The organism is Mycobacterium sp. 94-17 (assembly GCF_035617725.1).
In the GTDB taxonomy this organism is placed as follows: domain Bacteria; phylum Actinomycetota; class Actinomycetes; order Mycobacteriales; family Mycobacteriaceae; genus Mycobacterium.
On the sequence record NZ_JAPIYN010000001.1, the window covers coordinates 352,417 to 377,284 of the forward strand.

Below are 24,868 nucleotides of genomic sequence, written 5' to 3' on the forward strand. Positions count from 1 at the left end.
CGGACCTGGGCGGGCACGGCCGGCTTCCCGTTCGCCGGGGCCGGTCACCGGGTCGTCACGATTGGATAGGCTTCTCGACCATGGCTGGCCAGACGGGAGTGATTGTCACGCTGGACGGCGAGATACAGGCGCCGGACGCGCCCCTGCTGTACGCCGACGACCTGGCAGCGGTCCGCGGTGACGGTGTCTTCGAGACGCTGTTGGTGCGCGACGGCAGGGCCTGCCTGATCGAGTCGCATCTGCAGCGGTTGACTCAGTCGGCCGCGCTGACCGACCTGCCCCGGCCTGACCTGCCGCGATGGCGAAGCGCCATCGAGGTGGCCACCCGGCACTGGCGTGCGGGCAACGCCGACGAGGGCGCGATGCGGCTGATCTACAGCCGCGGGCGCGAGCACGGTTCGGCGCCGACCGCCTACGTCATGGTCAACGCGGTTCCCGAACGGGTGACGACGGTGCGGCGTCACGGGCTGGCGGCGATCACGCTCGACCGGGGGCTACCCGCCACCGGTGTGGACTCGATGCCGTGGCTGCTGGCCGGCGCCAAGACCCTGTCCTACGCGATCAATATGGCGGCCCTGCGCCACGCCGCCCGTCACGACGCGGGTGACGTGATCTTCGTCAGCGCGGATGGCTACGTGCTGGAAGGCCCGCGCTCCACCGTGGTGATCGCCACCGCCGCCGAGACGCCGGACGGTCAACCGTGCCTGCTGACACCGCCGCCGTGGTATCCGATCCTGCGTGGCACCACCCAGCAGGCCCTGTTCGAGGTAGCCCGGGGCAAGGGCTACGACTGCGACTACCGCGCGCTGCGCGTCGCCGACCTTGTTGCCGCGCAGGGTGTTTGGCTGATTTCCAGCATGACGTTGGCCGCCCGCGTGCACACCCTTGATGGCCGAGCGCTGCGGCCGTCCCCGCTGGCCGGGGAGTTCGCAGCGCTGATCGATGTGGCCATCGTCAGCGATCGCTGAGCGCTGAATTCTGTTGTCGGCTGGCCGATTTGCCGGTACGGTCGGTCGTACACAAGAAGGGAGGTGGTCCGCGAAATTGATAGCTTCATGGACATGTGAGGTGGCTGCGCGCTAGCAGCAGTGGCTCGGAAGAACCGGCGTCGCAATTGCGCTGGCGAATTCCCCGCAGCCACCCGGCCCCCGAGCTCCCGGTTCTTGTCCGACCGGGAATATGGCTTGGGGGCCGCTCCATGTTTGACGGCCGTCGGCGGTCCGACTTCGCGGCGCCGCGCTACCCGGCGAAGCGAGACAGCCGCGCCGACAGATGCGGCACCAGACCGCCGTCGGCGTCCACCCGCTCCTCGACGTACGCCAGGTCGCCGCCTTCGACGATGCCGTAGAGGCGTTTGGCACCGCCGACCAGCACGCCCGACCTGCTGCGGGCCAGCGCGTCGGTGACCAGCTCCCACGACGACTGGGTCAGGGGGCTGCCGTAGAACAGTTCGACATAGCCCGCCGAATGGGCCAACAGCAGTTCGATGGCGTGCGATTCACCGGGATCATCGGGATCGGTGACGAAGCGCCAGAAACCGGTCTCGCGCAAGCCGCGTTCCTCGTACTCGCCGGTCTCGCTGAGCCGCCATGAGCGGGCCTCCCAGTTCAGGTAGTCGCCGCCGTCGTGCGAGACCACGATCTGCTGACCGAACCGGTAGTCGCCGTCGTGTCCGCGGCCTTCGCCTTCCCCGCGCCACACGCCGACCAGCGGCAGCAGCGCCAGCAGGGCATCGCTCAGGTCGGCGCCTTCGCGCAGGTTCGCGGTGTCGGCGGGCAGGGGCAAGTCGTCGTAGGACGGGACGTTGCGGCCGGCGGTCAGCCTGGCGCGCTCGGCGGCGGCGGCCACCGCCCGGTCGCCGGAGCCTGCGGAACGCGGCGGGTCATCGGGAGTCACGTGCGCCGCTCCTCCCCATCGCTGCGCTCTGGACGGTCGCCGGCGGGCTCACGACTCGTCGGTGATCAGCCGATAGAGGGTGTACAAGGCGAACCAGGAAATGACCACGACGGCCACAACCAGCATGATCTCGAAGAGCAGCACCACGGGCACAAGTCTATTCGTCCCGCGGCGTCCCCGTGGGGGGCGGCCGGCGGGTCAGGCGATCTTTACGTCGACCTCGTGGACGCCCGCGCCCGAGGGCGCTACCACGGCGTCGCCATTGCCGGCCTTCGACAGGGCACGCAGGGTCCAGGACCCCGGTGCGGCGAAGAACCGGAAGTCACCGGTGGCCGACGCCACCACCTCGGCGGTGAACTCGTCGGAGGCGTCCAGCAGGCGGACGAACGCGCCGCCGACCGCCTGACCGTCGCGGTCCACGACGCGGCCGGTGATCACCGTTTCCTTCTCCAGGTCGACGCTGGCGGGCAACGTCAGTCCTTGCTTCGGTGCAGAGCACATATCAGCTTCCCAACTCGATCGGGGCACCCACCAGGGAGCCGTATTCCGTCCAACTGCCGTCGTAGTTCTTCACATTCCGATGCCCGAGCAGTTCGTAAAGAACGAACCAGGTGTGCGACGAGCGCTCACCGATGCGGCAGTAGGCGATGGTTTCCTTCTGGCCGTCCAGGCCGGCGCCGGCGTAGAGCTCGGACAGCTCGTGGTCGGACTTGAAGGTGCCGTCCTCGTTCGCGGCTTTGCTCCACGGCACGTTGATGGCGCCAGGGATGTGGCCGGGCCGCTGGCTTTGCTCCTGCGGCAGGTGCGCGGGCGCGAGGATCTTCCCGGAGAACTCGTCGGGGGAGCGCACATCGACCAGGTTCTTGACGTTGATGGCCGCGATCACCTCGTCGCGGAACGCCCTGATGCTGGTGTCGGGCGCGGCAGCGCTGTACGACGTCGTCGGCCTGGTGACGGGGTCGCCGGACAACGTGCGCCCGTCGAGCTCCCATTTCTTGCGGCCGCCGTCGAGCAGCTTGACCTGGGCGTGGCCGTACAGCTTGAAGTACCAGTAGGCGTAGGCGGCGAACCAGTTGTTGTTGCCGCCGTAGAGGATCACGGTGTCGTCGTTGGAGATGCCCCGCTCGCTGAGCAGCTTGGAGAACTGCTGGGCGTCGACGAAGTCGCGCTTGACCGGATCCTGCAGGTCGGTGCGCCAGTCCAGCTTGATCGCGCCGGGGATGTGGCCGGCATCGTAGGCGCTGGTGTCTTCGTCGACTTCGACGAAGACGACGCCTGAGGCGTCGAGATTGCTCTCAGCCCAGTCGGTGGAGACCAGGACGTCGGAGCGTGCCATGGAGTGGATCCTTTCAATCGCTTTGTTACAGCAGGTCAGGTGCGACGCGCAGGGCGTCGGAAGCGGGCCACCAGTGGGTAGAGCCGGCAGCCGAGGCAGATGCCGAAGGCCGCGTTGAGAAACGCGGCCGCCAGGGCGGCCGCGGTCGCGATGACGCCGAACAAGACGGCCCCGGTGGCGAATCCGATCGTTCCCAGCACCGCGAATATCAGGCCGACGAGTTGGGCGAACCGCAGCGGGGCGGTCGGTTCGCGATCCTGCACCGGGCCCAGTCGCGGGGCGACGACGGCGGCGAAGATGCGGCCGTAGGGGTGCTTGCGCGGTCCGCCGACCGCGCCGATGGCGAAGATGACGGCCTGAACGGCCAGGACAACCGCGGCGACCGGCGGACTCGCCGCGGAGACGAGCAGCGCGAGCACCAGGACCGCGGTGGTGACCCATGCGGCGAACCGGGGTCCACGCACGTCGACCAGATCGGGCTGCGTGGTGGTGTTATTGCTTGGCAAGGTTGGAACTCCTCGATGCCTGTGTTGCTGACGGAAACGACGAATGGAGACGTGCCACGGTTTGGATCCGGGCCGCTCCGAGTGCTACGCGAAAGCGCGGCTACTCAACAGCAACAGCAACAACAACAGCCCGCAGTGCGGCGCAGAACTGCGCGACGCTGGGTGAGCATGGGCTCGAGGCGGGCTGGCACGTCGGTCAGCTTACCTAATGACACCGTGGTCAAGCCAACAGCGGCTGCAACGCGGACCGCAGGTCGGCGGCCTTGGGCACTCCGGAGGTGCGGTAGCGCTGCCGGCCTTGCGCGTCGAAGATCAGCGTGGTGGGCAGGGACAGCACCGAATAGCGGCGTGCGGTCTCCGGATTGGCGTCCAGATCGATCTCGATGTGAGCCACATCGCCCAGGTTGTCACAGACCTGCTCGACGACCCGGCGGACCCGGTCGCACGGCCCGCACCACGGGGCGCTGAAATGCACCACCGTCGGTCCGCTGCGGGAAAGCCCCAGGGCGGCGGCGTCGGCCTCGGTGTCCTGATCCGGTGCGGGGTCGACTGTCCGGATGTGTCCCGAACGCCGGGTCAGCAGCCAGCCGGCGAGGGTCGCCGCGGCGAGCACCGCGACGGTGACGACGATGACGGTCATGACTGCTTGAACCCCTCGAGGGTCACGTTTACTCCGCGGGTGATGCCCTCGATGATGACGTCGGATCCCCGGGCCCCTTCGGTGGTGGGCGCGACCCCAAAGGGCAGGTGCTGATCGGGCAGCCTGGCGGTGAAGGCGTGCAACACGGCGTCCTGTTTGTCCGCCGGCACCGTCTGGTTGGCGGTGTCCGATCCGGTGAGCACGCCGGTCGGGGTGAACACCAAGGTCGCTGGGTCGTCGGGGGCGATGGAGAGGTCCACCGAGACGCTGACCCTTTTATCGAATCCCGCCGATTTGGGTGTCCCGGTGAACACCAGCCCGTGGCTATCCGAGATGCCCGATGCGGTGACGCCGCCGGTGGAGGTGTTGGTCTCCTTGGCCGGCGCCTCGACCATCAGGTCGCTGATGCCCATGAACCGGCCCAAGTGTGTCGAGTCGACGATGATCCGGCTCTCCAGCCTGCCCACCGCGAGCTTGGCGTCCGGGCTGATCAGCCAGGACGCCTGAGCCAGGCCCACCGAGTACATCGTGGCTTCCAGGGTGGCTTTGCCGGTCATCGCGTGATCGACCGCGTTGGCCTTAATCTCGACCTGGCGGTAGTTGCCGCGCATCGCCTGCGGGATGAAGGGAAACGCCACGATCGCCACGAACGGGTCGGTGCCCAGCCGGGCCGCCTGGCGCACGCTGGACGACAGCCGGTATTCGGCATAGATGCTGGTTCCGTAGTCGACGCCGATCGCACCGAGCGCGCCCACCGCGACCACGCCGGCGGTCGCGGTCACAGCGATCAGCACCTTGCGCACCCGAATATTGTGGCGCACGGCCCCAGCATTGGTCGCCGCCGGATCGGTCGTGGCGCGGCTCACACTGGCCCGTCTGCCACGCGAAAAACCCAGGTGACACGTTATCGTTACATGACCTGGTAACTAACGCTTAATAGCGTCGTGAATTTGGGAGATGCCGTTCCCCCGAGTTGGAGGGGCTAGTTGGAGCTACTACTGCTGACCTCGGAGCTTCATCCCGACCCGGTCTTGCCGTCGTTGTCCCTGCTTCCGCACACCGTCCGGACGGCGCCGCCAGAGCCCGCTTCCTTGCTCGAGGCCGGGACCGCGGATGCGGTGATCGTCGACGCCCGTACCGACTTGTCGTCGGCGCGCGGACTGTGTCGGCTGTTGAGCACCGCCGGCCGCTCGGCCCCGGTGCTGGCCGTGGTCAGCGAGGGTGGCCTGGTGGCCATCAGCGCGGACTGGGGTCTGGACGAGATCCTGCTGCCCACCACCGGGCCCGCCGAAATCGACGCGCGGCTGCGGCTGGTGATCGGCCGCCGTGGCGGGCTCGCGGACCAGGAGAGTGCCGGCAAGGTCAGCCTGGGCGAGCTGGTGATCGACGAGGGCACTTACACCGCCCGGCTGCGAGGCCGTCCGCTTGACCTCACCTACAAAGAATTCGAATTGCTCAAATACCTGGCCCAGCATGCCGGCCGGGTGTTCACGCGCGCCCAACTGCTGCACGAGGTGTGGGGATACGACTTCTTCGGGGGTACCCGCACCGTCGACGTGCACGTGCGCCGGCTGCGGGCCAAGCTCGGTCCGGAGTACGAGGCGCTGATCGGTACCGTCCGCAACGTCGGTTACAAGGCCGTCCGGCCCGCGCGTGGCCGGGGCCCGGTCGCCGAGTCCGGCGAGGCCGACTCCGACTCCGAATCGCAGGACGCCCAGGATCCGTTGGGTGATCCGTTGCGCGCGCAGTGACCTCGCCTGACTGGCGGCGGTCGCTGACCGTCGACGAGCAGCGGGGTGTGCGCGAACTCGTTAGTGCGGCAACCGAATTCGATGGGATTGCGCCGGTGGGCGAGCAGGTGCTGCGCGAACTCGGCCACGACCGCACCGAGCACCTTGTGATCACCGGGGACGCAACGCCCGGCGACGCGATCGTCGGGTACCTCAACCTGAGTCCGCCGCGTGACGGTGAGGCTGCCATGGCGGAACTCGTGGTGCACCCGCGGGCGCGTCGGCGCGGTATCGGGTCCACGCTGGCCCGCGCGACGCTGGCCAAAACCGGTGCGCGCAACCGGTTCTGGGCCCACGGCACGCTGGAGCCGGCCCGGGCGTCCGCGTCCGCGTGGGGCCTGGTCCCCGTGCGGGAGCTGGTGCAGATGCGTCGTCCGCTGCGCGATCTGCCCGACGTGCCGCCGGTACCCGGGGTCAGCATCCGCACCTATGCCGGCACCGCCGACGACGCCGAATTGCTGAGGGTCAACAACGCCGCCTTCGCCCACCATCCCGAACAGGGCGGCTGGACGGAGGCCGAGCTGGCGGAGCGCCGCAACGAACCGTGGTTCGACCCGTCGGGCCTATTCCTCGCGTTCGGCGAGCCCGGCGGTGATCAGGACGGGACGTTGCTGGGCTTCCACTGGACGAAGGTGCACCTGGATCGGCCCGGCCTGGGCGAGGTGTACGTGGTGGGCGTCGATCCCTCCGCGCAGGGTCGCGGCCTCGGGCAGGCGTTGACCGCCGTCGGCATCGACTGGTTGGGGCGGCGCCTGGCCGACCCGAAGACTTCAGCCGAACCCACCGTGATGCTTTACGTGGAATCGGACAACGTCGCCGCGGTGCGCACCTACCAGCGCCTGGGCTTCACCACCTACAGCGTCGACACCGCATACGCCGCCGACTGACCGCGGGTACCAGGGTCGCCGACCCCGATCGTTAATCTGGTCTCGACCACCGAGACGTTGGTGTGGGTCGCATCGGCGCATATTTCGCCGGCACGCGGCAACATCACACGAGAGCTGACCGGCGGCGCCCAGATGCGTCCGGAATGGCTCAGGAAAGCGAGATTGGTGAGGCTCGACAGGCAGAGCAGGGGGCTGGCCGCCGTGGCGTTGGTGACGGCGCTGGTTGCCGGAGCGCTGACCGCCTGCGGCAGCGACCAGAATCACCGCGGGGCGGCACCGCCCAGCTCCGGTGTCACCGGAACGGCGGGATGCGGCGGGAAGAACAAGCTGACGGCGGAGGGCTCGACCGCGCAGGAAAACGCGATCACCGTGTTCAACCAGGTGTGGGGCCAGTACTGCCCGGGCAAGGCGCTGGCCTACAACCCGACCGGATCGGGCGCCGGCCGTGAGCAGTTCATCGTCGGACATGTCGATTTCGCCGGCGCGGACTCTCCCCTGGTCGCCGCCCAGATCGGGCCCGCCGCCAACCGCTGCAACGGAAACCCGGCGTGGGACCTGCCCCTGGTCTTCGGCCCCGTCGCCATCGTCTACAACCTGCCCGGAAATCCGCCGCTGGTGGTCAACAGTGACGCACTGGCGAAGATCTTCACCGGCAGGATCACCGCTTGGAACGACCCCATCTTGGTCGCCCTGAACCCGGGGACGGCACTACCCGACACGAAGATCACGCCCATCTATCGGACCGACTCGTCGGGAACCACCGACAACGTGCAGAAATATCTCACCGCGGCGGCGCCGCAGAGCTGGTCCAAGGGAATCGGAACGGAATTTCAGGGTGGCGTCGGAGAGGGCACCGCGAAGTCCGCCGGCGTCACCCAGGCGGTGCGAGCCACGCCGGGCGCCATCGGATACGTCGAGAAGGGCTTCGCCGACCAGGCCGGCATCCCGTACGCCAAGATCGCCACCCGCGGCGGCGTGATCCCGCTGAACAGCGACACGGCCCGCACCGCCGTCGACACGGTCCGGTTCCTGGCCGAGGGCAATGACCTGGTCCTCGACATCAACTCCATGTACGGTTCCGAGGAACCCGGGGTGTACCCGTTGCTGCTGGTCACCTACGAGATCGTGTGCTCGAAGGGTTACGACGCGCAGACTGCGGCGGCCGTCAAATCTTTTCTGTCCGTATCGGCCAGCAGCGCGCAGGACGAACTGGTGAAGGCCGGCTACGTGCCGCTGTCCGACAGGGTCAGGCAACGACTGATTGCGGCGATCGATGCGCTGCAATAGCCCTCGGATATCAACAAACGACTGCGGCACCGGGACGGGGTCGCGGTGACCGGATCCTCGGGGCCGAACCCCATCGACGCCGGCTCGGGAGCGGTTGTCGCCGCGCCGCTTCCGGAAAAGCAAGCCACACCCATCAGTCCCTGGGGCGCGGCGCGGCCCCATGTGGCGGACCGGATTTTCCGCCGGCTCGCGCAGTCCTCGGGCGTGGTCATCATCGTGGTCATCGCCGCTATCGCCGCGTTCCTGCTCGGACGCGCGATACCGGCGCTGCACCGGAATCGGGAGAACTTCTTCAGCTACGGCGGCGTCTGGGGCACCACGGACACCTCGGCGATGCACTTCGGCATCGCCAGCCTGGTGCCGGTCACCGTGTTCGTGTCGCTGTTCGCGCTGGCACTGGCCATGCCGGTCGCGCTGGGCGTGGCCATCTTCATCACCGCGTACGCACCGCGGCGGGTCGCCACGTGGCTGGCCTACTCGGTCGACCTGCTGGCCGCGGTGCCCTCCATCATCTACGGAGCGTGGGGACTGTATGTCCTGGCCCCGCAGCTGCGGCCGGTCGCCAGCTGGCTCAATCGCTCGCTCGGCTGGTGCTTTCTGTTCGCCAACGGCAACGCGTCGCCCGCCGGCGGGGGAACCATCTTCACCGGCGGGGTGGTCCTGGCGGTGATGATCCTGCCGATCATCACCGCGGTCACGCGCGAGGTGTTCGCCCAGACACCGCAGGACCAGGTCGAGGCCGTGCTGGCGCTCGGCGCCACCCGCTGGGAAGCGGTCAAGACGGTCACACTGCCGTTCGGGCGGTCGGGCTACGTGAGCGGCTCGATGCTGGGGCTCGGCCGCGCGCTGGGTGAGACGGTGGCGTTGCTGATCATTCTGCGGGGCACCCAGTCGGCGTTCGGCTGGTCGCTGTTCGACGGCGGCTCCACCTTCGCGACCAAGATCGCCGGCGCCGCAGCCGAATTCGACGACCGGTACAGGGCCGGCGCGTACATCGCGGCGGGGCTGACTTTGTTCGTGCTCACCTTTTTGGTCGATGCCTTGGCGCGGGGCGCCGTCGCGGGGGCGGAGCGAAAGGGCGCCCGATGAACTCGATGTTGGACCGCCCGCTCAAGCCGCGGACGTTCTCGCCGGTCAGTTGGCGCCGCCGGGTCACGAACTACGTTGCGACCCTGCTGGTTTCGCTGTCGCTGCTGGTCGCGGTGACACCGCTGGTGATGGTGTTGTGGTCGGTCGTCGTCAAGGGCTTCAGGGCCGTTGCGTCCACCGTGTGGTGGTCGCACTCGCAAGCAGGGATGACGGCGTTCGTCACCGGCGGCGGCGCATACCACGCGCTGGTGGGCACCGCGCTGCAGGGACTGATATGCGCCGTCATCTCGGTCCCACTCGGCCTGATGGTGGCGATCTATCTGGTCGAGTACGGCGGCGGCACCGCGCTGGGCCGAGTGGCCTCGTTCATGGTGGACATCCTGAGCGGTGTGCCGTCAATCGTCGCGGCACTGTTCATCTACGCGTTGTGCGTGGCCACGCTGGGACTGCCCCGGTCGGAGTTCGCGGTATCGCTGGCGCTGGTGTTGCTGATGCTCCCGGTGATCGTGCGCGCCACCGAGGAGATGCTGCGGATCGTCCCGGTGGACCTGCGCGAGGCCAGTTACGCCCTGGGCATCACCAAGTGGAAAACCATTGCGCGCGTGGTCATTCCCACCGGCCTGTCCGGAATCGTCACCGGGATACTGCTGGCGATGGCCAGGGTGATGGGCGAGACGGCGCCGCTGCTGATCCTCGTCGGTTACGCACAGTCGATGAACTTCGATATCTTCAGCGGGTTCATGGGAACCCTGCCCGGCCTGATGTTCAACCAGACGACGGCCGGCGCCGGCATCAACCCCATTCCCACGGATCGGTTGTGGGGCGCCGCATTGACCCTCATCCTGGTGATCGCCACCATGAACGTCGCGGCCCGCGTGATATCACGATTTCTCAGCGTCAGATAGTCATAGGCAGGAGCACTAAGTGGCCAAACGGTTGGACCTCAAGGGCGTCAACATCTATTACGGATCGTTCCACGCGGTTTCGGATGTGACGCTGTCGGTTCTGCCCCGCAGCGTGACCGCGTTCATCGGCCCATCGGGCTGCGGCAAAACGACGGTGCTGCGCACACTCAACCGGATGCACGAGGTGGTGCCCGGCGGGCGGGTCGAGGGCAGCGTGCTGCTCGATGACGAAGACATCTACGGCACCGGGGTCGACCCTGTCGGCGTGCGCCGGGCCATCGGTATGGTGTTCCAGCGGCCGAACCCGTTCCCCGCCATGTCAATTCGTGACAACGTGGTGGCCGGCCTGAAGCTGCAGGGGGTGCGCAATCGCAAGATGCTGAACGAGACGGCGGAGTATTCGCTGCGCGGGGCGAACCTGTGGGACGAGGTGAAGGACCGGTTGGACCGGCCCGGTGGTGGATTGTCCGGCGGGCAGCAGCAGCGCCTGTGCATCGCGCGGGCCATCGCCGTGCAGCCCGACGTGCTGCTGATGGACGAGCCGTGTTCGGCGCTGGACCCGATCTCGACGATGGCCATCGAAGAGCTGATCAGCGAGCTGAAGCAGGACTACACCATCGTCATCGTCACCCACAACATGCAGCAGGCCGCCCGCGTCAGCGACTACACGGCGTTTTTCAACCTGGAAGCCGTGGGAAAGCCGGGCAGACTGATCGAAGTCGACGACACCGAGAAAATCTTCTCGAACCCGAGCCAAAAGGCCACCGAGGACTACATTTCGGGGCGCTTCGGCTAACCCAACACCGCGGGTTCGCTTACTGGGCCGCGGGTTTCGCCTCTTCGTCGGGAAGTCGGCCGGTCGCCTGGAAGATGACCCGCCGGGCGACCTCGACGGCGTGGTCGGCGAAGCGCTCGTAGAACCGGCCCAGCAGCGTCACGTCGACGGCCGCCGCGACGCCGTGCTTCCATTCCCGGTCCATCAGCACCGAGAACAGATGCCGGTGCAGGTCGTCCATGGCGTCGTCTTCTTCGCGGATGCGGGCGGCCTTCTCCGGGTCGCGCGACAACACCACCTCTTGAGCGCTGTTGCCCAATTCGACCGCGATGCTGCCCATTTCGGCGAAATAACCGTTGACCTCTTCGGGCAGCGCGTGCTGGGGATGGCGTCGGCGGGCGATCTTGGCGACGTGCAGCGCCAGCGCACCCATCCGATCGATATCCGCCACCATCTGAATCGCACTGACAATGGCCCGTAGATCGCCGGCCACCGGCGCCTGTAACGCGAGCAGTACGAAGGCGCTTTCCTCGGCGCGCGCGCTCAGCGCGGCGATGGCCTCGTGATCGGAGATGACTTGTTCGGCTAGCACCAAGTCGGCCTGCAGCAGAGCCTGGGTGGCCCGCTCCATGGCGATTCCTGCCAAGCCGCACATCTCGCCGAGGCGCTCGGATAACTCCGAGAGTTGCTCGTGGTAGGCGGTCCGCATATCACCCAGGGTACGGCCCCTCGCCCGAAACGGTCGGCGGAGCGCCGTGAAAAGCGGTTACTCGCAGGTGGTGTCGGCCGCGTTGGTGACGGTCAGGTCTTCGGGCAGCTTGGCCGGTGCATTACTCGAGCCGCGCTCGATTTGCAGGCTCAGCGACGAGCCGCTGGGCGATGGAGTGCTGACCGACTTGAAGTCGGGACCCAAGACCACCTGCACGACCTGCCCGTAGCCGGAAACCCGCTGGACTTTCGCGTTGGTGAACGAGGACGCGACGGTGGCCGCAGCGTCTTCGTTGCCCGGCGAGAACAGCACGGTGGTCGCGTTGACTGAGCTCGGGTAGTCGTCGGGTGACATCACGTTGAAGCCGTCCTGCCTGAGCTGGCTGGTCGCGGTGGTGGCCAGACCGCTTTGCGTGGTCGCGTTGGAAACCCGCACGGTCACGCCGCTGGGCGAGGTCGTGGTGACCTGCTCGCGCTGCGCCTCCGGCGCCGGCGCCGGCGACTTTCTGGTGGTCGGTGCTCGCGACGGGCCCGTCGTCGGAGACGCGCTCAGATTCTGCGCGTTCTGGTCGTTTTCCTCGGGCAGCGGATCGTCGTTGATGACGGCGTCGAACAGCGCCCGCATGTCGGCCATACGCGGCGGCTCGTCGCCGTTCTCGTCGGTCACACCGGTCGGCACGGTGACGAACGTGACGTGTCCGGCCGCCATGCCCTGCAGTGACTGGCCGAGCTGGACCAGGTCCTTGGACTTCACGTTGTCGACGACGGTGTCGCTGATGAACATGTTCACGACGTTGTTGAGCTTGTTGAGGTCCAGCAGCGTGTCCTCAGAGATCAACGACCGCAGCAGCGACGACAAGAACAGCTGCTGGCGTTTGATGCGGCCGTAGTCGCCGTTGACCTCCGTGGTGACCTGGCGGGCGCGGACGTAATTCAGGGCGGTCGGGCCGTCGAGGACCTGGCGGCCACCGTGTTCGAGGACGGTGCCCAGCTCGTAGTCGTGCAGCGGCGTGCTCGAGCAGACCTCGACGCCGCCGAGGGCGTCGACCATCTTCGCGAAGCCGGCGAAGTCGACGGCGATGAAGCGGTTGATGTTCAGGCCGGACAGCTTCTGGATTTCCTTCACCAGACACTTCGGGCCGCCGAAGGCGAACGCCGAGTTCAGCTTGGTCTCGGTGTAGACGATCTTCGGGCCGTAGGTCTTGGTCTTCGGGTCGTAGAGGGGCCCGTACCTGCCGGTTTGGGGGTCCCACGCTTCGCACTGCATCGGGGTGATCGCCAGGTCGCGGGGGAACGACACCGCGACCACCCGTTTACGGTTGGCCGGGATGTTGACCAGCATGACCGTGTCGGAGCGTTCGCCGTCCGCGTCGTCGGTGGTTCCGGCGCCCATGTTGGCATTGTCGCCGGAGCGCGAGTCGAGGCCGACGATCAAGAAGTCCTCGTCGCCGTACTGCCCGCCCGGGTCGCGGATGTCGCTGGAGTCCCGGTCGAGCGCGCTGACCGTATTGAGCCGGGCGTTTTTCGACGTGCTCCACTGCCAGGCCCCGCCGGTCATGGCCAGGGCCAGTACCGCGGCCAGGGCCGCGGTCGACCGCCCGGCGATCAGCAGTGGGCGGCGCCGGCGTCGGGGTTCCCCGGCGCCGTTGTCGCGCGCCTTCTCAGCGGGGTCGTCGTCAGCGGGGTAGTCGGCCGGGTAGTCGGTGGCCTCGAAGCAGCCAAGCTCGGGCACGGCGTCCAGGGAGTAGGCCAGGTCGTCGATCACCTGCGTCGTCTGCAGCTCGATCGGCAGGCCGGGCTCGGCGCCGGACGGCTCGACCTCGGGATCCTGGGCAGCGGCACGATGGTGGACGGGCCGGCCGGGGGCACCGATTTTGGCGATCAGGTCCGCGACGCTGACGCCACCGCCGGTGTGCGATCCACCCGGTTCGGCCTCGTCGTTGCCCGACTCGACGGGCTTGTCGGGGACGGCCTCAGGCTGCCAGCGGTGCAGGTTGTCGTCGGCCGGCGGTTCGAAGAACCTCTCCCAGGGCGCGGCGCCCAGCGGCGCCGCGGCGCCCCGCGGCGTCGCGGCCGGGCCGTGCCGACCACGACGAGTGGCGTCGCTCTCGGCGTCACTCATGTCGTACCGGCCTCCGAAGGTCTGATGCGGACGTCAGCGTGTCCGTGCGTAAGGTCAGCGCAGCGCTGCGGCTGGTGGTAAACGGTTTTGTTGCCCTGGTGCAGCGGCACGGAACCGTCCGCCGCACAAGCGCATGCAACAAAGCCCACATGGTACTGAGTTATCGGTCCGGACGCGATGTCGAGCCGTCGGGTCAGCCCCCGGAGTGCATGACGTCGGCGCCGGCCGGCACCGTGCAGTCGTCCGGGTCGGTCAGCCAACCCTCCGGCAGCACCACCCGGGCCGGGGAGCCCTGGCGGCCGCGGGGGCCCGTCGCCTCGGCCGGGAACGGCACGGCCCCGTCCAACCGGCCGAGCAACGAGTCCAGTTCGTCGACCGTCTTGACCATCGCCAGCGCCCGGCGCAGCTCGGAGCCCGCCGGAAAGCCGTGCAGGTACCAGCCGACGTGCTTGCGGATGTCGCGCATGCCCTTGTCCTCGCCGAAGTGCGCGGCCAGCAGCCGCCCGTGCCGTCGGATGATGTCGGCGACCTCGCCCAGCGTCGGCGGCGTGGGCGGCGGGGCGCCGGTGAAGGCGGCCGACAGTTCGGCGAAAAGCCAGGGGCGGCCCAGGCAGCCGCGGCCGATGACGACACCGTCGCATCCGGTGCTGGCCATCATGGTCAGCGCGTCACTGGCGTCGTAGATGTCGCCGTTGCCGAGCACCGGGATCGTCTGCACATGCTGTTTGAGCCGGGCGATCTGGTCCCAGTCGGCGGTGCCGGAGTAGCGCTGCGCGGCGGTGCGGGCGTGCAGCGCGACGGCGGCCGCGCCTTCGGCTTCGGCGATGCGGCCGGCATCGAGGTGGGTGTGGTGCTCGTCGTCGATGCCGATGCGGAACTTGACGGTCACCGGGATCCGGGTGCCCTCGGTGCCGCGCACCGCGGCGGCGACGATCTGGCCGAACAGTCGGCGTTTGTACGGCAGGGCCGAGCCGCCGCCGCGCTTGGTCACCTTGGGCACCGGACAGCCGAAGTTCATGTCGATGTGGTCGGCGAGTCCTTCGTCGGCGATCATCTTGGCTGCCGCGTAGGTGGTCGCCGGGTCGACGGTGTAGAGCTGCAGCGAGCGCGGCGACTCGCCGGGCGCGAACGTGGTCATGTGCATGGTGGCCGGATGGTGCTCGACAAGCGCACGCGCCGTGACCATTTCGCAGACGTAGAGCCCGCTGACGGTGCCGACTTTGGCCTGTTCCAGTTCGCGGCACAGCGTCCGGAATGCGACGTTGGTCACGCCCGCCATCGGCGCCAGGACCACCGGGCTGGCGAGCGCGATGGAACCGATGCGCACCGGTTGGTTACCGCCGGCTCATGGTCAGCGTGCCCGCGGTCAGGTGCAGCTCCGCCGCGGTGGTCCGCTTACCGGTGCGGGCTTCGCGATCGAGCTGACGCTGCTTGGAAATCTCGAACTTGTCGCAGGTGGTCTCGAGTTCCTTGATCAGCAGGGCGAGATCGTCGCGCAGCGCGGCGGCCTCGCCGGTGAAGTCCTCGCGCTCGAAGATGCGCCATTTCTTCAGGACGGGCATGACGACGTCTTCGAGGTGGATGCGCGGGTCGTACACGCCGCCGACGGCGATCATCACGGCCTTGCGCCGGAATTCGGGCACCTGGTAGCCGGGCATCTGGAAGTTGCGCAGCACCTTGTGCAGCGACTTCATCGCCTGGTTGGGCGCGATGGCGAAGCCGGCCTCGCTGACGTCGCGGTAGAAGATCATGTGCAGGTTCTCGTCGGCCGAGATCTTGGCCAGGAACTGGTCGGCGATCGGCTCGTTGCACGCCTTGCCGGTGTTTCTGTGCGAGATCCGGGTCGCCAGCTCCTGGAAGGTGACGTAGATGACCGAATCGAACAGGCTCTCAGCGAACAGGTCTTCGCGGACCTGGTGGTTCTGGCCGGGACTGAAGCCGCGGTTGATCACTTCGATGCGCAGCTTCTCCAGCTCGATCGGGTCGACGGCGCGGGTCACCACCAGGTAGTCGCGCAGCGCGATCCCGTGCCGGTTCTCCTCGGCGGTCCAGCGGTTGACCCATTGGCCCCAGGGGCCGTCCATGCCGAAGTTCATCGCGATCTCGCGGTGATATGACGGCAGGTTGTCTTCGGTCATCAGGTTTTGCACCATCGCGACCTGGGCGACGTCGGACAGCTTGGACTGACCGGGCTCCCAATCCTGTCCACCGAGCGCGTAGTAGTTTTTCCCGTCCGACCATGGGATGTAGTCGTGCGGGTTCCAGTTCTTGTGCATGCTCTCGTGTCGGTTCAGGTACTTCTCGACGAACGGCTCGAGTTCCTGAAGCAGCCGTAGGTTTGTCAGCTCGGCTGACATGGGTCCTCCAGTTATCTGTGTCGACGGGTAGCAGTCAATATATCTGTGTACTTCAGTAGCATCAAGTTCCGCGACGGCGTGCCGGTGCAGGTTTTCCACGGCTGTGTTTCAGTACGGCTTGCCGATGTGGCGCAGCCGAAAACGCGCGTTACTGCGACTTGCCCAGCTCGCCGGCCGGGACGTACGGCGCGGCTGTGATGTACAGCATGTTGACGCAGTAGTCGATGAATTGTGTGCGGGTGGCGCCCAGCTGTCCGTGCAGGTAGGCGGTGAACAGGCTCGACAACCCGCCCACCAGGCTGGTCGCGATCATTTTCTGCAGCACGGCGTCGCCGATCCGCGACAGCTTGCGCTGCAGCAGATCGATGAAATTGGGCATCCACTCCGCGCCGGAGCGGGTCAGCACCGGCTCCACCGCCGGCGCCAGCAACAGCACCCGCCCACGCACCGGGTCGTCGACCATCAGCTCGACGAATCGTTCGACGGCTTCCCTGGAGGTCGTCGCCGACGTCAGGGTGTTCATGGCGCGCGTGCAGACGTCGTCGTAGACCGCGCGCACGAATTCGTCACGGTCGGCGAAGCTTTCGTAGAAGTAGCGCTCGGTCAGCGCGGCCTCACGGCAGACCGCGCGCACGGTCAGCGCCGGGCCGCCCAGCCTGCCGAGTAACTGCACGCCGGCGCTGATGAGGTTGTCGCGGCGAAGCGCGAGGCGACTCTCCAGCGGGACGCCGGTCCAGCGTCCCCGTCGTTGACCCGTCTGCACATCGCTCCTAAGCTTGAGAATGACAACGGCCGTAGTCAAAATTCCACGATACCTGCAGGGACCCACTAGTGACTCAAGATACGTCCGCATCGTGCCCTCTGACCAGCGATGAAGCGCCAGCTGTGGCCGCCGGCTGCCCGGTGTCGCCCCTAGGCTACGACGCACCGCCACTGCCGCTGGGCCCCGACTCGCTGACCTGGCGATACTTCGGGGATTGGCGCGGCATGCTGCAGGGCCCGTTCGCGGGATCCATGCAGAACATGCATCCGCAGTTGGGCGCCGCGGTGGAGCAACACTCGACGTTCTTCCGGGAACCCTTGCCGCGGGTGATGCGTTCGTTGTACCCGATCGGCGGTGTGGTGTTCGACGGAGGCCGCGCCCCGGCGACGGGTGCCGAGGTCCGCGAGTACCACGCCGACATCAAGGGCGTTGATGAGCAGGGCCGTCGATACCACGCACTGAATCCCGACGTCTTTTATTGGGCACACTCGACGTTCTTCATGGGCACGATCCTGGTGGCCGAGCGGTTCGGCGGCGGTCTGACCGAGGCCGACAAGCGCCGACTGTTCGACGAGCACATTCAGTGGTACCGGATGTACGGCATGAGCATGCGTCCGGTGCCAAAGACCTGGGAAGAGTTTCAGGTCTACTGGGATCACATGTGCCGCAACGTATTAGAGGACAATTACGCGACGCGAGCCGTGCTCGATCTGACCATATACGACAAGCTGCCGATCGCTCCCTGGCTCCCGGATTGGCTGTGGGGCGGCCTGACCAGGCTATCGCGGCCGTTCTTCGTCTGGCTCACGGTCGGCTTCTATCACCCTGCCGTTCGGGAACGGTTGGGCTTTGAGTGGTCGCGTCGCGACGAGTGGCTGCACCGGCGCTTCGGTGACCTCGTCCGTGGTGTGTTCGCCCTGGTGCCGCCCAGGTATCGCAAGCACCCCCGGGCCCGGGCCGGGTTGGACCGCGCCAGCGGGCGGATCCCGCTCGATACACCACTGGTGCAGACCCCGGCGCGCAATCTGCCGCCCGAAGACCGGCGCGGCGACCCCAAGCATTACTGCCCGATGGTCTCCTGAGCCGCCGCAGGTCCGCCCGCGCTATGTGTGAGCGTGGCCGTGAACGTCCTCCAGGCCCGCCTGATGCACGTGCGGATGGCTGTGCTCGGTGCCGTCGGGGTGGGCGTGCGAGTGTTCGTGCTCGACGTGGTCGTGCTCGTGGGTGGTGTGCGCATGCGCATGCGTCACGTCGCCGTGCTGGTGTTCGTGGGCGTGTGGCGCCTCGTGGGCGTGCTGGTCGCTCATTGGTGTCCTCTCCTTGGTGGAATACCTTGTAATTATTGGCTTTTCAGCGGCCGGCGCCGCGGTGGGCGGGGGGCTTCGGCGACGGCCTTGAGCCCGGAGTCGCCGCGGTGATGACCGGGCACCCCGGGGCCGGCGTGCTCGGCGTTGAAGACCGCGTCGATGACGAGTTGACGGACGTGGTCGTTTTCCAGGCTGTAGAAGATCGTGGTGCCCTCCCGGCGGGTGCGGACCAGGCGTGCCATCCGCAGCTTCGCGAGGTGCTGGGAAACCGACGGCGCCGGCTTGCCCACGTGCTCGGCGAGTTCGTTGACCGACATCTCGTGGTCGGTCAACGACCACAGCACCTGCACGCGAGTGGCATCGGCCAGCATCCGGAACACCTCGACCACCAGGCTGGCCTGATCGTCCGGCAGTTTCCCTGTGCCGTTACCTGCATGCATACGCAGATAGTAGCGAAAGCGGCCCGGGCTGCCAAGAGCGCGGTTCAGGCCGTCGCGACGACCGTCGCGCGGCGGCCGCCGTTGCGCTCGTTCCAGAGCCGGTAGACCTCCACGGCGTCGCCTCGCGGGTCGTAGCGCATGGGCAGGCGCCGCTGGTCCCAGTCCTTCGCGAATTCGTCGTAGAACGTGGACAACTCGAAGTACTTGCGGTCGTCCAGGTAGTAGCGCTCGTAGCTGTCCCGGGTGGTCAGGAAGACGACCTCCTTGGGCGAGCAGTAGTACAGGGAGCCCAGGCACATCGGGCAGGGGTGTGCCAGCACGTAGATACTGGCATCGACGAGGTGCTCAGTGCCCAGCTTCATGCAGGCCTCGCGGATCGCGAGGATCTCCGCGTGGGCGGTGGGATCGTTCGTCTGGGCCACCTGGTTGGCGCTCTCGGCTAGCACGGCGCCGTCCTGCACGATCACCGTCGCGAAGGGGCGGCCGCCCTCGCTCACGTTGCGCCGGGCCAGGTCGATCGTCCGCTGCGCGAAATCGGTCATCGGGTCCTCCGGCGTTGAACGGACGAGCGGATAACCCGCAGAGTAGTCCCGCGGCAGGGGACTGGCGTTGTGGTACTAACTAGATTCTCTATGTTTTTCGATCCCGTAGGAGGGGCATCATGGCGCGCACCGAGCGTGATCGTTGGGATCTTGCGACGAGTGTCGGGGCGACCGCGACCATGGTGGCCGCCCAGCGGGCGCTGTCCTCCGAGGCGAAGTTGATCGACGACCCGTACGCCGCGCCGCTGGTGCGGGCGGTCGGCATCGACGTCTATGTCCGGCTGGTCAACGGCGAGATCGCGGCGGGCGGGAACACCGAGTTCGACCCGCAGCGGATGGCGCGGGGAATGGCCTGCCGAACCCGGTTCTACGACCAGTTCTTTCTGGAAGCGACCCGCAGTGGCATCGGCCAGGCGGTGATCCTCGCGTCGGGCCTCGATGCCCGCGCCTACCGGCTGCCCTGGCCGGCGGGGACGGTCGTCTACGAGGTCGACATGCCGGAGGTGATCGAGTTCAAGACGCTGACGCTGGGCGACCTCGGAGCCGAGCCGACGGCCGAGCGGCGCACCGTCGCCGTCGACCTGCGCGACGACTGGGCGTCGGCGCTGCGGGCGGTCGGATTCGACCCGCAGGCCCCCTCGGCGTGGAGCGCGGAAGGCCTCGTGGTTTACCTGCCCGACGATGCCCAGGACGCGCTGTTCGACAACATCACCACGCTCAGCGCCCCCGGCAGCCGTCTCGCCTTCGAATTCGTGCCTGACACAGCCGTTTTCGCTGACCCGCGGTGGCGCGCCCACCACGACCGGATGAGCGAACTCGGGTTCGAGATCGACTTCAACGATCTCGTCTACCACGGACAGCGCAGCCATATCGTCGATCACCTGAGCCGGCGCGGCTGGCAGACCTCGTCGCAGACCGTCGCGGAGTTGCATGCGGCCAACGGGTTTGCCTACGCCGACGACGACGTCGCCGCGGCCTTCGCCGATGTCACCTACAGCAGCGCGGTGCTCGGGCGATGAGCCGTGTGGTGCCCCCACCAGGGCTCGAACCTGGGACCTGCGGATTAAAAGTCCGTAGCTCTACCAACTGAGCTATAGGGGCCGCGGAGATTCAGGATACTTGGACCGAAAACGACGCTCGTTTGAGGATTGGGCACACCGTGACCTAAGCTGACGTGGCTCCCAACGAAACCACGTTGCGAGTACCCCGGAGTGATTCGGTTCTGGCCCCCATCGTCTAGTGGCCTAGGACGCCGCCCTTTCACGGCGGTAGCACGGGTTCGAATCCCGTTGGGGGTACGCGACGCGGGAACGCGGAGCAGCAGCAAGGCCCTGTGGCGCAGTTGGTTAGCGCGCCGCCCTGTCACGGCGGAGGTCGCGGGTTCGAGTCCCGTCAGGGTCGCCAAGCGCGGCGAGGCACTCGCTGCCCTCCGGCCAGGTAGCTCAGTCGGTACGAGCGTCCGCCTGAAAAGCGGAAGGTCGGCGGTTCGATCCCGCCCCTGGCCACCACGGATCTGGCGAGTTCGTCGCCCTCGATGCGGCGTGGGGTCAAACCACGTAGGGCGCAATCAGAGTAGTGGCACCCAACACCATCAATCCGATCAGGAACGCGACGATCGTGAAGCCCATCACCTGACGGACACTGAGTTTCGCGATCGCAAGCAGTGGCAGCAGCCAGAAGGGCTGGATCATGTTCGCGACACCCTCGCCGACGGCGACCGCCATGGACATCAACCCGAGGTAGGCCGGTGAGCCCTGACCCAGGGCCCGCGCCGAGTCGATCGCGATCGGGCCCTGCACGGCCCAGTGCCCACCACCGGACGGCACGAACAAGCTGATGATCAACGAGCCGATAAAGGTCAGGAACGGCAACGTGTGCTGCGTCGCGCCGCTCACGATCCCGTGGGCCAGCAGCGACTGCAGGGGCACGGCCTTGCCGGCGGCGTGGGAAGGCACATAGCCGAGCAGAGCGACCAGACCGCCGTAGAGCGGGTATTGCAGCAGCAGCGGACCAGACACCTTCGCGGCGCCGGTGAATGCCCGGATGAACCGGATCGGCGTCCGGTGCAGCAGCGCACTGGTGATCGTGAACAACATGATCATCGATGAGATGTTCAGCGCAAAACCGCTCAGACAGAAGTAGGCAATGCCCGCGGCGAACACGAGGACATTGAGAATCCATTGTCCTTCCAGCCATTCGGCGAACGATCGCTTGCCCTCGGCGTCAACCCCGGACTGCTCCTCGTTATCGAACACGGCGGGATCGGGCGCAAGGTTCTGCGTCGGCTGCATCCGCCAGATCGCGAGCGCGAGAACCGTCAGCACCACGATCACCGAAAGCCAGCTGTAGGGTTCGAAGATCGTCAGCCGGAGCGGCACCGTGATGCCAGTCATCTTGTGAATCACGTTGATTGGGCTGCCGTCGTCGGTGTTCGCCAGCGCGATCGACGACGACAGCCCCTGCGTCCAGACGATGAAGCCCATGAACGCCGCCGCGATGAGGTAGCCGAAATGCGTGTCGGTGAGGCGTTTTGCGACCTGGCGGGCGATCAGCGCGCCCGCCACCAACCCGAGTCCCCAATTCAACAGGGACAGTGCCGCAGTCAGGCCGAAGCACAGCAGGGCTCCCTGCACCTGGGTTCTCGGCTTGCTCGCGATGAAGGCAATGGCCCGCTGCAGAACCGGCGCCTCGGCGAGCGTGTATCCGGTCACGAGTATCAAGACCATCTGGAAGGCGAACGTGAAAATGTTCTGCGATCCCCACACACCCCCGTACCACGCCTTGAGCATGCCGCCCGGCGAAGCTCCTCGCACCACCAGCGCGACCATCGCCGCGACGATGACGGTCAGGATGACCGCGAACAGGTAGGGGTCGGGCATCAGCCGTTCGACATACCGGACACACAGCGCGGTGAAAGAGGGGATGACGCCGCGGTGTCCGGGCGCACCTTCTTCCCCCGACGCCCTTGGCTTTTCGGGCTCAGGCGCAGGCGCATCGCTCTTGGAGTCCTCGCTCGTCGTCATTGACCTGCCCTCGCGTTCTCTCTGCGTCGGCGCCTTCGCGCTCGCTGCATTATCGACCGTTCGAGGTGCGCGCGCGAGCGGAGCGTCCGCTTCAGGGCACGGGTGCGCGGCCTGCACCTACTTGAGCATGCTCCCGGCGTCGACGGTGACCGGAAGGCCTGTGATGTAACGCGATTCGTCTGATGCCAGGAACAGCACCGCGTTACTGATGTCCACCGGCTCGACCCAGCCGACCGGCAGCACGTGCATGAACTGCGCGGCGACCTTGAGGTCGTCCGGACCGGGGTTCGGTAGATCCGGCCGGAAGAGCTTCATCGTGCCCTCGTTCATGAACATCGGCGTGTTCACGTTGGTCGGGTGCACGGAATTCACCCGGATGAAGTGCTGACCGAGTTCCACGGCGAAGGCGCGCATCAGGCGGGCCCTTCCCGCCACTTCCGTTCACCCCCGAAGGCGACGACATCGGCGAGCAGATCGAAGCGCACCGCCACGAGTTCCCGATCTTCGAGCACATGGTCGTGATGGACCCGCCCGAACACGACCAGGCGCGCTCGCTGCTCGGGCGGCTGCTCACGCCGCGGCGCCTGCAGGAAAACAAGGACTACATCTGGCGATTGGCCGATCGGCAATTCGACGAGTTCATCGCCAACGGTCAGTGCGAATTCCTCGGCGAGTACGCGAAGCCGTTCGCGACGCTGGCGATCGCCGATCTGCTCGGGGTTCCCGACGAGGACCGTCCCGAGATCCGCCGCAACCTCGGGGCCGGTAACGCGCCGGGCGCACGGGTGGGCGCGCTCGATCACGAGCCGGTGGGCAGCAACCCGCTGCAATACCTCGATGACCTGTTCAGGGCCTACATCGCCGATTGGCGCAAACGCCCCCGCGAAGACGTGCTGACCGGGCACCGTGCTCATGCTGTGCCTGGGCGCCGCGAACCGCGATCCCCGAAAATTCGACAACCCCAACGAATTTCACGTCGACCGAAAGAATGTACGCGAGCACATCGCCTTCGGCCGCGGAATCCACACCTGCGCGGGCGCACCGCTGGCGCGGGTGGAGGGCCAGGTCACCGTCAACCGCCTCCTGGACCGCACCCGCGACATCCGGATCAGTACAGCCAAGCACGGCTTGGCCTCCGGGCGCGACTACCGCTACGAGCCGACGTTCCTGCTGCGCGGGCTCACGGAGCTGCACATCGAATTCACCCAGGCAGACTGACGGGCATCAGCCCTGTGCCGCAATGCCTTTTCCGCTCCGGACGGCCTTGCTGTCCGTGCGGTCGCCGACGGCCAGCGGTTGCCCCGACGCTACTCGATGGCCGCCACGTTGTTGGTGTGCGGCCCGCAGGATCGAGTCCGCGGCCACATACGCGGGTTTAGCTTGGTCTGCGCCCGCAATGGGGAGGTTCGCAGCACGGCGCAGCAGCATCAGGGCCAATGCGCTGTGGGTCGCGTAGGAGACGACCAGCAGGTTGGCGCAGGCATGCGCGCCGCTGACGGTCATCACGTGCTGGCGTTTGCCTTCCCATCCCGGCCAGTTGAGATCGGGCGGTCGTTGCAGGGAGGTCCAATTCACGTTGATGGATGTGACGTCTCCGAGCATGGGAGTCAGAACCGCAACGAGCTCGGGCAATTCGTTGGTGATGCGATCTGCGCGCGGCCACCACGCACCGTCGATGAGGCGCCCGAGCTCGCGAGCCACCGCTAACCGGACGGGGTTGGCTTGGCGTCGGCTCGCGACCGCGTAGCTCATCGGAGGTACCGCAGTCGGCAAGTCGCGTTCCCGCTGATCCTGGCGGCGAGCTCGTGCGCAAAAGCCGCAGGAGGATGCGGACCGGTAGCCGGGCCTGCATAACCCATGGGCGGTTCCTTCGCGCTCGGTGTCGTCGGGCCCGCGGACGCGGGATAGACGGAGGAATCAATTGCCCGTGGGTGTCATCCGCGCCGACGGCGCAGTGGACCACCGCTGACAACGAACGGCTCGCGGTCGACGCTACGCCACCGGTGGGCGACTCGGGCGGGCGGGTACACAACGGCGCGTGCAGGCGCGGCGCGGCCGTGGCCGCTGCCATTGCCGGAATCCCAAACATGTTGCGCCGCAAGGAGATGAAGGGCCGGTGCTTGCCGTCTTCCCCGCGTGCTCGCGGATGGCGGGTAGGGTGACGGCAACAGCAGGGGGCGGATTACATGGCAATAGAGAACTGGTGCGACGCGACGGAGATCCATCCGTCGCAGATTCGGGTAGGTGACATCATCGGCACGCGGCGTCCCACCGAACTGCGTTTAACCGTCAAGATGATCAGTGGTCCGCAGAGCGGGCCGCGGAAGTGGACATTTTTCAGCAGCGACGACCACGGCCAGCAGCGAACCAGCACGTTCGGCGAAGACGAGTTAGTCCGCAGGTACGTGAAAGCATCCTGACCACGTGCGGCTTAGCCACGTCACTCCTTGGCAAGGCGCGAGGCCGGGCGCCCCGAAGCCGATTACGGTCGTCGT

At 67.1% G+C, this 24,868-nt stretch carries 25 protein-coding genes, 4 tRNA genes and 3 pseudogenes; 14 read left to right on the forward strand and 18 right to left on the reverse strand.

Annotated elements, in window-relative coordinates:
• The first annotated feature begins 98 nt into the window (after positions 1 to 98).
• On the forward strand, positions 99 to 968 hold the full coding sequence (locus OQ789_RS01760; protein ID WP_324683351.1) for an aminodeoxychorismate lyase: 870 nt from the start codon (positions 99 to 101) through the stop codon (positions 966 to 968).
• A gap of 271 nt (positions 969 to 1,239) precedes the next feature.
• Here OQ789_RS01760 and OQ789_RS01765 read toward each other — a convergent pair whose 3' ends face one another.
• The 6 genes from OQ789_RS01765 to lmeA all read right to left on the reverse strand — a co-directional run bounded on the left by OQ789_RS01765 (position 1,240) and on the right by lmeA (position 5,187).
• Entirely contained in the window at positions 1,240 to 1,896 is a 657-nt protein-coding gene (locus OQ789_RS01765) for an FABP family protein (RefSeq protein ID WP_324683041.1), read from the reverse strand.
• Between the two features lie 198 nt (positions 1,897 to 2,094).
• A complete protein-coding gene (locus tag OQ789_RS01770; protein WP_324683042.1) occupies positions 2,095 to 2,397 on the reverse strand; it encodes a DUF1416 domain-containing protein in 303 nt (100 codons plus the stop codon).
• A 1-nt stretch (position 2,398) separates the two neighbouring features.
• Positions 2,399 to 3,232: a sulfurtransferase gene (locus OQ789_RS01775; RefSeq protein ID WP_324683043.1), complete on the reverse strand. Its 834-nt coding sequence runs from the start codon at positions 3,230 to 3,232 to the stop codon at positions 2,399 to 2,401.
• 35 nt (positions 3,233 to 3,267) lie between these two features.
• On the reverse strand, positions 3,268 to 3,738 hold the full coding sequence (locus OQ789_RS01780) for a DUF4395 domain-containing protein (RefSeq protein WP_324683045.1): 471 nt from the start codon (positions 3,736 to 3,738) through the stop codon (positions 3,268 to 3,270).
• A 220-nt stretch (positions 3,739 to 3,958) separates the two neighbouring features.
• Positions 3,959 to 4,378, reverse strand: a complete 420-nt coding sequence (locus tag OQ789_RS01785) for a thioredoxin family protein (RefSeq protein ID WP_324683046.1) — start codon at positions 4,376 to 4,378, stop codon at positions 3,959 to 3,961.
• Positions 4,375 to 5,187, reverse strand: a complete 813-nt coding sequence (lmeA, locus tag OQ789_RS01790) for a mannan chain length control protein LmeA (protein ID WP_324683352.1) — start codon at positions 5,185 to 5,187, stop codon at positions 4,375 to 4,377. Before lmeA ends, OQ789_RS01785 begins: the two co-directional genes overlap by 4 nt.
• A gap of 177 nt (positions 5,188 to 5,364) precedes the next feature.
• Between lmeA and OQ789_RS01795 the strand changes: the two genes are divergently transcribed.
• The 6 genes from OQ789_RS01795 (at position 5,365) to pstB (ending at position 11,132) form a co-directional block, all read left to right on the forward strand.
• A complete protein-coding gene (locus OQ789_RS01795) occupies positions 5,365 to 6,129 on the forward strand; it encodes a response regulator transcription factor (RefSeq protein WP_324683047.1) in 765 nt (254 codons plus the stop codon).
• Entirely contained in the window at positions 6,126 to 7,055 is a 930-nt protein-coding gene (gene mshD / locus OQ789_RS01800) for a mycothiol synthase (RefSeq protein ID WP_324683049.1), read from the forward strand. The genes OQ789_RS01795 and mshD overlap by 4 nt, the downstream gene beginning before the upstream one ends.
• Before the next feature lie 165 nt (positions 7,056 to 7,220).
• A complete protein-coding gene (pstS, locus tag OQ789_RS01805; protein ID WP_324683051.1) occupies positions 7,221 to 8,342 on the forward strand; it encodes a phosphate ABC transporter substrate-binding protein PstS in 1,122 nt (373 codons plus the stop codon).
• Between the two features lie 45 nt (positions 8,343 to 8,387).
• Complete coding sequence (gene pstC, locus OQ789_RS01810) at positions 8,388 to 9,431, forward strand: phosphate ABC transporter permease subunit PstC (protein WP_324683052.1); 1,044 nt, start codon at positions 8,388 to 8,390, stop codon at positions 9,429 to 9,431.
• On the forward strand, positions 9,428 to 10,336 hold the full coding sequence (gene pstA / locus OQ789_RS01815; RefSeq protein ID WP_324683054.1) for a phosphate ABC transporter permease PstA: 909 nt from the start codon (positions 9,428 to 9,430) through the stop codon (positions 10,334 to 10,336). The genes pstC and pstA overlap by 4 nt, the downstream gene beginning before the upstream one ends.
• Positions 10,337 to 10,355: 19 nt before the next feature.
• The gene (pstB, locus tag OQ789_RS01820) at positions 10,356 to 11,132 is read left to right on the forward strand and encodes a phosphate ABC transporter ATP-binding protein PstB (RefSeq protein WP_324683057.1); all 777 of its coding nucleotides are present in this window, start codon (positions 10,356 to 10,358) and stop codon (positions 11,130 to 11,132) included.
• Between the two features lie 19 nt (positions 11,133 to 11,151).
• Here pstB and phoU read toward each other — a convergent pair whose 3' ends face one another.
• From phoU to OQ789_RS01845, 5 genes are all read right to left on the reverse strand, one after another.
• On the reverse strand, positions 11,152 to 11,820 hold the full coding sequence (phoU, locus tag OQ789_RS01825) for a phosphate signaling complex protein PhoU (RefSeq protein ID WP_324683058.1): 669 nt from the start codon (positions 11,818 to 11,820) through the stop codon (positions 11,152 to 11,154).
• A 57-nt stretch (positions 11,821 to 11,877) separates the two neighbouring features.
• Entirely contained in the window at positions 11,878 to 13,941 is a 2,064-nt protein-coding gene (locus OQ789_RS01830) for an LCP family protein (RefSeq protein WP_420716019.1), read from the reverse strand.
• 193 nt (positions 13,942 to 14,134) lie between these two features.
• Complete coding sequence (dusB, locus tag OQ789_RS01835; protein ID WP_324683059.1) at positions 14,135 to 15,268, reverse strand: tRNA dihydrouridine synthase DusB; 1,134 nt, start codon at positions 15,266 to 15,268, stop codon at positions 14,135 to 14,137.
• Between the two features lie 7 nt (positions 15,269 to 15,275).
• Positions 15,276 to 16,298 (reverse strand): acyl-ACP desaturase, encoded by a 1,023-nt coding sequence (locus OQ789_RS01840; RefSeq protein ID WP_324683060.1) that lies wholly within the window; start codon positions 16,296 to 16,298, stop codon positions 15,276 to 15,278.
• 148 nt (positions 16,299 to 16,446) lie between these two features.
• Entirely contained in the window at positions 16,447 to 17,061 is a 615-nt protein-coding gene (locus OQ789_RS01845) for a TetR/AcrR family transcriptional regulator (RefSeq protein ID WP_324683061.1), read from the reverse strand.
• A 68-nt stretch (positions 17,062 to 17,129) separates the two neighbouring features.
• On the opposite strand from OQ789_RS01845, the gene OQ789_RS01850 reads away from it, so the two are divergent.
• A complete protein-coding gene (locus OQ789_RS01850; RefSeq protein ID WP_324683063.1) occupies positions 17,130 to 18,143 on the forward strand; it encodes an oxygenase MpaB family protein in 1,014 nt (337 codons plus the stop codon).
• 21 nt (positions 18,144 to 18,164) lie between these two features.
• Here the strand turns inward: OQ789_RS01850 and OQ789_RS01855 are convergent, their stop codons facing one another.
• The 3 genes from OQ789_RS01855 to OQ789_RS01865 are packed head-to-tail and all read right to left on the reverse strand — an operon-like array spanning position 18,165 to position 19,350.
• On the reverse strand, positions 18,165 to 18,368 hold the full coding sequence (locus OQ789_RS01855) for a zinc transporter Slc39a7 (protein WP_324683064.1): 204 nt from the start codon (positions 18,366 to 18,368) through the stop codon (positions 18,165 to 18,167).
• 32 nt (positions 18,369 to 18,400) lie between these two features.
• Positions 18,401 to 18,808 carry a metalloregulator ArsR/SmtB family transcription factor gene (locus OQ789_RS01860; RefSeq protein WP_324683066.1) on the reverse strand — a complete coding sequence of 136 codons (408 nt, stop codon included), beginning with the start codon at positions 18,806 to 18,808 and terminating at the stop codon, positions 18,401 to 18,403.
• A 44-nt stretch (positions 18,809 to 18,852) separates the two neighbouring features.
• Positions 18,853 to 19,350, reverse strand: a complete 498-nt coding sequence (locus tag OQ789_RS01865; protein WP_324683068.1) for a nucleoside deaminase — start codon at positions 19,348 to 19,350, stop codon at positions 18,853 to 18,855.
• A 119-nt stretch (positions 19,351 to 19,469) separates the two neighbouring features.
• On the opposite strand from OQ789_RS01865, the gene OQ789_RS01870 reads away from it, so the two are divergent.
• Positions 19,470 to 20,369: a class I SAM-dependent methyltransferase gene (locus tag OQ789_RS01870; protein WP_324683070.1), complete on the forward strand. Its 900-nt coding sequence runs from the start codon at positions 19,470 to 19,472 to the stop codon at positions 20,367 to 20,369.
• A gap of 6 nt (positions 20,370 to 20,375) precedes the next feature.
• Here the strand turns inward: OQ789_RS01870 and OQ789_RS01875 are convergent.
• Positions 20,376 to 20,451 (reverse strand) — tRNA-Lys (locus OQ789_RS01875).
• A gap of 124 nt (positions 20,452 to 20,575) precedes the next feature.
• On the opposite strand from OQ789_RS01875, the gene OQ789_RS01880 reads away from it, so the two are divergent.
• The 3 genes from OQ789_RS01880 (at position 20,576) to OQ789_RS01890 (ending at position 20,858) form a co-directional block, all read left to right on the forward strand.
• Positions 20,576 to 20,648, forward strand: a tRNA-Glu gene (locus tag OQ789_RS01880).
• Between the two features lie 29 nt (positions 20,649 to 20,677).
• A tRNA-Asp gene (locus tag OQ789_RS01885) sits at positions 20,678 to 20,754 on the forward strand.
• Between the two features lie 27 nt (positions 20,755 to 20,781).
• A tRNA-Phe gene (locus OQ789_RS01890) sits at positions 20,782 to 20,858 on the forward strand.
• 39 nt (positions 20,859 to 20,897) lie between these two features.
• Here the strand turns inward: OQ789_RS01890 and OQ789_RS01895 are convergent.
• Positions 20,898 to 22,373 carry a TIGR00366 family protein gene (locus OQ789_RS01895; RefSeq protein WP_324683071.1) on the reverse strand — a complete coding sequence of 492 codons (1,476 nt, stop codon included), beginning with the start codon at positions 22,371 to 22,373 and terminating at the stop codon, positions 20,898 to 20,900.
• Positions 22,374 to 22,490: 117 nt separating this feature from the next.
• A pseudogene (locus tag OQ789_RS01900) lies at positions 22,491 to 22,802 on the reverse strand (SDR family oxidoreductase); the annotation flags it as partial.
• Here OQ789_RS01900 and OQ789_RS01905 point away from each other — a divergent pair.
• Positions 22,784 to 23,591 (forward strand): annotated as a pseudogene (locus OQ789_RS01905) (cytochrome P450); the annotation flags it as partial. The pseudogenes OQ789_RS01900 and OQ789_RS01905 overlap by 19 nt on opposite strands.
• A gap of 105 nt (positions 23,592 to 23,696) precedes the next feature.
• On the opposite strand, the pseudogene OQ789_RS01910 reads toward OQ789_RS01905, so the two are convergent.
• A pseudogene (locus tag OQ789_RS01910) lies at positions 23,697 to 24,125 on the reverse strand (DUF5994 family protein); the annotation flags it as partial.
• A gap of 434 nt (positions 24,126 to 24,559) precedes the next feature.
• Here OQ789_RS01910 and OQ789_RS01915 point away from each other — a divergent pair.
• Positions 24,560 to 24,793, forward strand: coding sequence for a hypothetical protein (locus OQ789_RS01915; RefSeq protein ID WP_324683073.1), 234 nt, complete (start codon positions 24,560 to 24,562; stop codon positions 24,791 to 24,793).
• Positions 24,794 to 24,868 lie beyond the last annotated feature (75 nt).

What these genes read in the sequence shown, in the direction of transcription:
- OQ789_RS01895 (WP_324683071.1), bottom strand. Translation starts at nt 22,373, where the DNA reads ATGACGACGAGCGAGGACTCCAAGAGCGATGCGCCTGCGCCTGAGCCC.
- OQ789_RS01840 (WP_324683060.1), bottom strand. Translation starts at nt 16,298, where the DNA reads ATGTCAGCCGAGCTGACAAACCTACGGCTGCTTCAGGAACTCGAGCCG.
- OQ789_RS01785 (WP_324683046.1), bottom strand. Translation starts at nt 4,378, where the DNA reads ATGACCGTCATCGTCGTCACCGTCGCGGTGCTCGCCGCGGCGACCCTC.
- OQ789_RS01915 (WP_324683073.1), top strand. Translation starts at nt 24,560, where the DNA reads ATGGCAATAGAGAACTGGTGCGACGCGACGGAGATCCATCCGTCGCAG.
- OQ789_RS01855 (WP_324683064.1), bottom strand. Translation starts at nt 18,368, where the DNA reads ATGAGCGACCAGCACGCCCACGAGGCGCCACACGCCCACGAACACCAG.
- OQ789_RS01870 (WP_324683070.1), top strand. Translation starts at nt 19,470, where the DNA reads ATGGCGCGCACCGAGCGTGATCGTTGGGATCTTGCGACGAGTGTCGGG.
- OQ789_RS01860 (WP_324683066.1), bottom strand. Translation starts at nt 18,808, where the DNA reads ATGCATGCAGGTAACGGCACAGGGAAACTGCCGGACGATCAGGCCAGC.
- phoU (WP_324683058.1), bottom strand. Translation starts at nt 11,820, where the DNA reads ATGCGGACCGCCTACCACGAGCAACTCTCGGAGTTATCCGAGCGCCTC.
- OQ789_RS01770 (WP_324683042.1), bottom strand. Translation starts at nt 2,397, where the DNA reads ATGTGCTCTGCACCGAAGCAAGGACTGACGTTGCCCGCCAGCGTCGAC.
- OQ789_RS01775 (WP_324683043.1), bottom strand. Translation starts at nt 3,232, where the DNA reads ATGGCACGCTCCGACGTCCTGGTCTCCACCGACTGGGCTGAGAGCAAT.
- OQ789_RS01830 (WP_420716019.1), bottom strand. Translation starts at nt 13,941, where the DNA reads ATGAGTGACGCCGAGAGCGACGCCACTCGTCGTGGTCGGCACGGCCCG.
- pstA (WP_324683054.1), top strand. Translation starts at nt 9,428, where the DNA reads ATGAACTCGATGTTGGACCGCCCGCTCAAGCCGCGGACGTTCTCGCCG.
- OQ789_RS01865 (WP_324683068.1), bottom strand. Translation starts at nt 19,350, where the DNA reads ATGACCGATTTCGCGCAGCGGACGATCGACCTGGCCCGGCGCAACGTG.